The sequence below is a fragment of the Polaromonas sp. P1_E1_2 genome (assembly GCF_056406035.1).
Window position 1 is genome coordinate 1 of the sequence record NZ_JBFUAZ010000301.1, and the last position, 4,922, is coordinate 4,922.

The 4,922-nt window shown below is 61.5% G+C and carries 5 protein-coding genes; 2 read left to right on the plus strand and 3 right to left on the minus strand.

Translation table 11 applies throughout. The annotated features are described in order from the left end of the window. From AC1D1P_RS14160 to AC1D1P_RS14170, 3 genes are all read right to left on the minus strand, one after another. Positions 1 to 619: substrate-binding domain-containing protein (locus AC1D1P_RS14160; RefSeq protein ID WP_477673427.1), on the minus strand; the 619-nt coding region annotated here is incomplete at its 3' end. A 23-nt stretch (positions 620 to 642) separates the two neighbouring features. Further along, positions 643 to 1,632 (minus strand): Bug family tripartite tricarboxylate transporter substrate binding protein, encoded by a 990-nt coding sequence (locus AC1D1P_RS14165; protein WP_477667835.1) that lies wholly within the window; start codon positions 1,630 to 1,632, stop codon positions 643 to 645. Between the two features lie 79 nt (positions 1,633 to 1,711). Beyond that, positions 1,712 to 3,019, minus strand: coding sequence for a Rieske 2Fe-2S domain-containing protein (locus tag AC1D1P_RS14170; RefSeq protein WP_477673428.1), 1,308 nt, complete (start codon positions 3,017 to 3,019; stop codon positions 1,712 to 1,714). 146 nt (positions 3,020 to 3,165) lie between these two features. Between AC1D1P_RS14170 and AC1D1P_RS14175 the strand changes: the two genes are divergently transcribed. Together AC1D1P_RS14175 and AC1D1P_RS14180 are read left to right on the plus strand one after the other, a co-directional pair. After that, a complete protein-coding gene (locus AC1D1P_RS14175) occupies positions 3,166 to 4,161 on the plus strand; it encodes a PDR/VanB family oxidoreductase (RefSeq protein WP_477673429.1) in 996 nt (331 codons plus the stop codon). After that, the coding region (locus AC1D1P_RS14180) for a Gfo/Idh/MocA family protein (RefSeq protein ID WP_477673430.1) at positions 4,158 to 4,922 on the plus strand (765 nt) is incomplete at its 3' end. The genes AC1D1P_RS14175 and AC1D1P_RS14180, both read left to right, overlap by 4 nt.

Here is a 4,922-nt window from a genome sequence, read left to right on the forward strand (position 1 = left end):
GCTCGTAGTCTTCAAAGAGGCGTTTGACCTTGCCGCCACCCTTGAGAAAGCTTGACGGCATACGCGCGGTGTAGAGCGCGTCGATCTCGCCGTCGAGCAGCATCTGCGCCAGTGTCTGCCCGGGACCAATGCGCTCGACCTTGATGTTGGGCGGCAGGTCGAGCTTGATCTTTTCGGAGCGGCCGGGTTCTTCCTCGCCGCCGGTGAAGTAGGTGACGCTGTCGACAGGCACGCCGTAGTGGTCGGACAGGATGCCGCGTATCCACACCGGCGCCGTCATCTGGTATTCGGGGTTGCCCACGCGCTTGCCTATCAAATCCTTCGCCTCGCGAATGCCGGAGTTGGCATTCACATAGATGCAGGAGTGGCGGAAAAAGCGCGAGGGGAAAACCGGAATCGCCACAAACGGCCGCGACTCATTGAACAGGGACACGGTGTACGACGAGAGCGACATTTCTGCAGCATCAAACTCCTTATGCCTGAGCATGCGAAAGAAAGTTTCTTCCACCGGCATGTTGAGATAGTTCAGGTCGATGCCATCGGGCTGCACGCTCCCGTCCATCAGGGCGCGGGTGCGGTCATAGTTCCAGCAGCCGAAGGTCAGTTTCAGTTTTGACATGTCGCAGTGTGTTCCTGAGATGGTTATTCCGGCTTGATACCGGACGCCACGATGGCTTTGGCGAGGCGTTCGTTCTCACCGAGGATGGCCTTGTTGTAATCGGCAGGGCTGCTGCCGATGGGCTCGATGCCGGCGTTGTTCAGCGTGGTGATGACTTCCGGCATCCTGGCGATCTGTGCCATTTCCGCGCTGATGCGCTCTATCGCGCTGGCTGGCGTGCCCGTAGCAGCCAGCACGCCCACGATGGGCGCGAAGTCAAAACCCGGGATTGTCTCTGCAATCGCCGGCACATTGGGCTCCTGGCTGGAGCGCTGGGCGGCATTATTGGCCAGCAGCTTGACCTGCCCGCCTTTTACAAAACCGGCCAGGGACGGCAGCGCCGAGAACAGCACGTCGACCTGTCCACCGATCAGCGCGGGAACCGACTGGCCCGTGCCCTTGAACGGCACATGCGTGATTTGCAGGCCGAGCGATGCCTTCAGCGCCTCCATGGTCAGATGGTGCGTGCTTCCGATACCTGAAGAGCCGTAGTTCAGGGTTCCCGGTTTGGCCTTGGCGAGCGCGATGAACTCCTGAAATGTATTGACCTGTACTTTGGGGTGAACCGCCAGGTACAGCGGCGCGCGAGCCGCGAGCGACACGGGCATGAAGTCACGTTTGAAGTCGTAACCCAGGCTTTTGTAGATGGCTGGGTTGATGGAGAACATCGAGCCGTCCGTCACCAGGAAGGTGTAGCCATCCTTGGGGGCGGTGGCCAGCGCCTGCGCGGCCACCACACCGTTGGCGCCCGGCCGGTTGTCGACCACCACCGACTGGCCAAGCTTGTCGCCCAGCCGCTGCGCAAAAATGCGGGCCACGGTATCAGGCAGGCCGCCGGCCGCGTAGGGCACCACGAACTTGATCGGGCGGTTGGGGTAGGCGCCCTGGGCGGCTGCAAACATCGGCAGCAAGGTGCCGGCTGCCAGCATGGCGCTGGCCCCTAGCAGATGAAGAAGATGACGGCGCTGTTTCATGAAATGTCTCCTGATGATTTTTTAAAGTGTCATGGCGGAAAAGAAGCACAGAGGCAGAAAAAATGCCCTGTGTGGCGCCCTATGTGGAATAGGACGGCTCCAGCGCTGGCTCGCGGGAATCCCACACATAGGACGCCTGGTAGGCACGCCAGTCCGTCGTTTTCGGAACAATAGCCTGAAAAGCGACCACGCTGGGCGGAATGCGGAGCTCACCTGTGCCGATGGCGGCCTCCCCCGCCTGGAACGCGCTCACCGCCTCCAGCATCTGCTTGCGGAACTCCACCACCGCCATGTCGCTGGCGCCCAGGCGTTCGTGTGTTCTGTCGGCAATCGGACCCATGGTCACCCACATGGCGATATCCTGGTTGGGGAAACCTGTGATGCCGGTGAAATTGCCGGCCTTCATGGCTTCGCGATCCTGCCAGAAGTGGTTGGCACGGTTGCGCAGCGGCTGGTATTTTTCGTCCAGGTCGGCGCCCAGTTGCTGGCCCAGGAATTTGCGCCAGGCGCCGGTGTCAGGCGTCTGCGACGGATGGCCCCAGGCGATGAAATAGAACGCGGTGTTGGTATCGTCCATCGGCACGTTGATGTTGGCGACGTTGTACAGGTTGTTGGGCGGGATCAGCGCTGTGGCTGGCGCCACAAACACCGTCGATCGAATGTAGTCGTTGGCCGCCGCGTTCTTGATGGGTCGGCGTATGGCCGCATAACGAAAACCGTAGCCGCCGCGCTCCACCTGCATGCGCGGCGCCTTGTCGGTAGAGGGCCGCAGCCAGTTGGTATCCGTGGCCTCGGCGCCTTCCACGCGCGCCGGCACCATGTCTGAAGAATGCAGGCTGGAGCTGTGGGCCGAGTCGATCGCACCTTCCAGGATTTGCGCCCAGTTGCAGGGAATCAATGCTTTGGCAATCGTCACTTTCGTGTCGGCGGTGGGTGCCCAGGCTGGTGGCTCGAACTCCGGCTGGGTTTCTTTCGGGCCCATGTAAGCCCAGACAAAACCGCCCCACTCCTTCACCGTGTAAGCCAGGTGCTTGACCTTTTGCGCCATGCCGCTGGCGGCGGGCTCCGAGACCATTTCCAGGACATTGCCCTCCACGTCCATCTTCCAGCCGTGATAGAGGCAACGCAGGCCGCAGTCTTCGTTGCGGCCAAACACCAGCGAGACACGCCGGTGGGGGCAATATTCGTCCATCACGCCAACGCGGCCTTTGGTGTCGCGAAACACCACCAGGTCCTCCCCAAACACCCGCGCCTTGACAGGCGTGCCGTCAGGCTCACTGACTTCTTCGATCAGGCAGACCGGCGTCCAGTGACGGCGCATCAACTGGCCCATGGGAGCCTGACCCTCCACGCGGCACAACAGGTCATTTTCTTCAGCGGTCAACATCGCAAATATCCTTCACATCGGTTGCCAATTCATGGGCTCGCATGCAATCAAAAAAGCAGCTTGCAAATCCGGGGCAAGCGGATTATTCTTAGCACACTAAGAATATCGGACTTTTGATATTTGTCAACAACCGTGCGGAGACAACGATGAGCGTTAACCCTAGCGTCGCAGCAGGCAGCCCTGCCGCAGCCGCCACTGAGCCAGATTTTTTTAACCTGCGGGTTGTCCGGAAGGAAGCGGTTGCACAAGACATTTACCTGTTCGAGTTGCGTCATCCGGACGGCACGCCCCTGCCCGCCTTCACGCCCGGCTCGCACCTGACGGTTGAAGTGCCGAGCGGCGTGCGGCGCAACTATTCGCTGTGCAGCGACCCGGCCGACAACAGCGCCTGGCAGATCGCCGTCAAGCGTGATGAGCGCGGCCGTGGCGGCTCCGTCAGCATGGCCGATGACGTGCAAGCGGGGCAGTTGCTGTCGGTCAGCGCGCCGCGCAACAACTTCGAATTGGCAAGCCACGCCGCCGAGTCGATTTTCGTGGCGGGCGGCATCGGCATCACGCCGGTTTTGTCGATGATGCGCCACCTCAAGCGTGCGAACGCCGGCTTCAAGTTCTACTACTGCACGCGCGATGCGGGCAGCACGGCGTTCATCCATGAGCTGCAATCCGAGTTTTCTGGCCAGGTGCAGATTCACCACGACAACGGAGACATCGACCAGGCGCTGGACCTGTGGCCGGTGTTTGAAAAGCCCACCGCCGCGCACATTTACTGCTGCGGCCCCAAAGGCCTGATGGACAGCGTGGCCGACATGTCGGGCCACTGGCCTTCGGGTTCGGTGCATTTTGAAAGCTTCGGCGTCGACGCCAAGGTGTACGCCGACAACACGCCCTTTACCTTGCGCCTTCAAAAGAGCGGGAAGAACGTCGAGGTTAGTGCAGAACAAACCATTCTGGAGGCCTTGCGCGCCACGGGCCTGCGCGTGGCCAGCTCTTGCGAGAGCGGCACCTGCGGCACCTGCAAGACCCGCCTGCTGGCAGGCGAGGCCGAGCACCGCGACATGGTGCTGACCGACGAGGAAAAGGCCGACCACATCATGGTCTGCGTCTCACGGGCAAAATCGCCTGAACTGGTACTCGACTTATGACAAACCGCACACTGAAGATGGGCGTGGTGGGCCTGGGGCGGGCGTTCACGCTCATGCTGCCCACCTTTGTGCATGACAGCCGCGTCACGCTGGTGGGCGCGACCGACCCGATTGCCCAGGCCCGCGCACAGTTTGAAAAAGACTTCGCCGCGCCCAGCTACGAATCCATTGAAGCGCTGTGCGCCAACCCGGCCGTGGATGTGCTTTACATCGCATCGCCCCACCAGTTCCATGCGGAGCACGTGCGCCTGGCCGCCTCCTTCGGTAAACATGTGCTGGTGGAAAAACCGATGGCCCTGACGGTTGACGAATGCACCAGCATGATTGAAGCGACCCTCAGCGCTGGCACTCACCTTATCGTGGGCCACAGCCACAGCTTCAACACGCCGATACGGCGCACGCGCGAGCTTATCGACAGCGGCCGCTACGGCACGGTGAAGATGATCCACGCCATGAACTACACCGACTTTCTCTACCGGCCGCGCAGGCCGGAGGAACTCGACACGGCCGCCGGCGGTGGCGTGATCCACAGCCAGGCCACGCACCAGATAGACATCGTGCGACTGCTGGGCGGAGGCCTGGTGCGCAGCGTGCGCGCCCATACCGGCGCCTGGGATGCCGCCCGCCCCACCGAAGGTGCCTACAGCGCACTGGTCGAATTTGAAGACGGTGCATTCGCATCGGCCACCTACAGCGGCTACGGCCACTACGACTCGGACGAGTTGCTTGACAACGTTGGCGAAATGGGTCAGGCCAAAAAC

Bases quoted from the DNA above. Each gene is read 5' to 3' on its own strand.
- AC1D1P_RS14165 (WP_477667835.1), bottom strand. From the start codon at position 1,632: ATGAAACAGCGCCGTCATCTTCTTCATCTGCTAGGGGCCAGCGCCATG.
- AC1D1P_RS14170 (WP_477673428.1), bottom strand. From the start codon at position 3,019: ATGTTGACCGCTGAAGAAAATGACCTGTTGTGCCGCGTGGAGGGTCAG.
- AC1D1P_RS14175 (WP_477673429.1), top strand. From the start codon at position 3,166: ATGAGCGTTAACCCTAGCGTCGCAGCAGGCAGCCCTGCCGCAGCCGCC.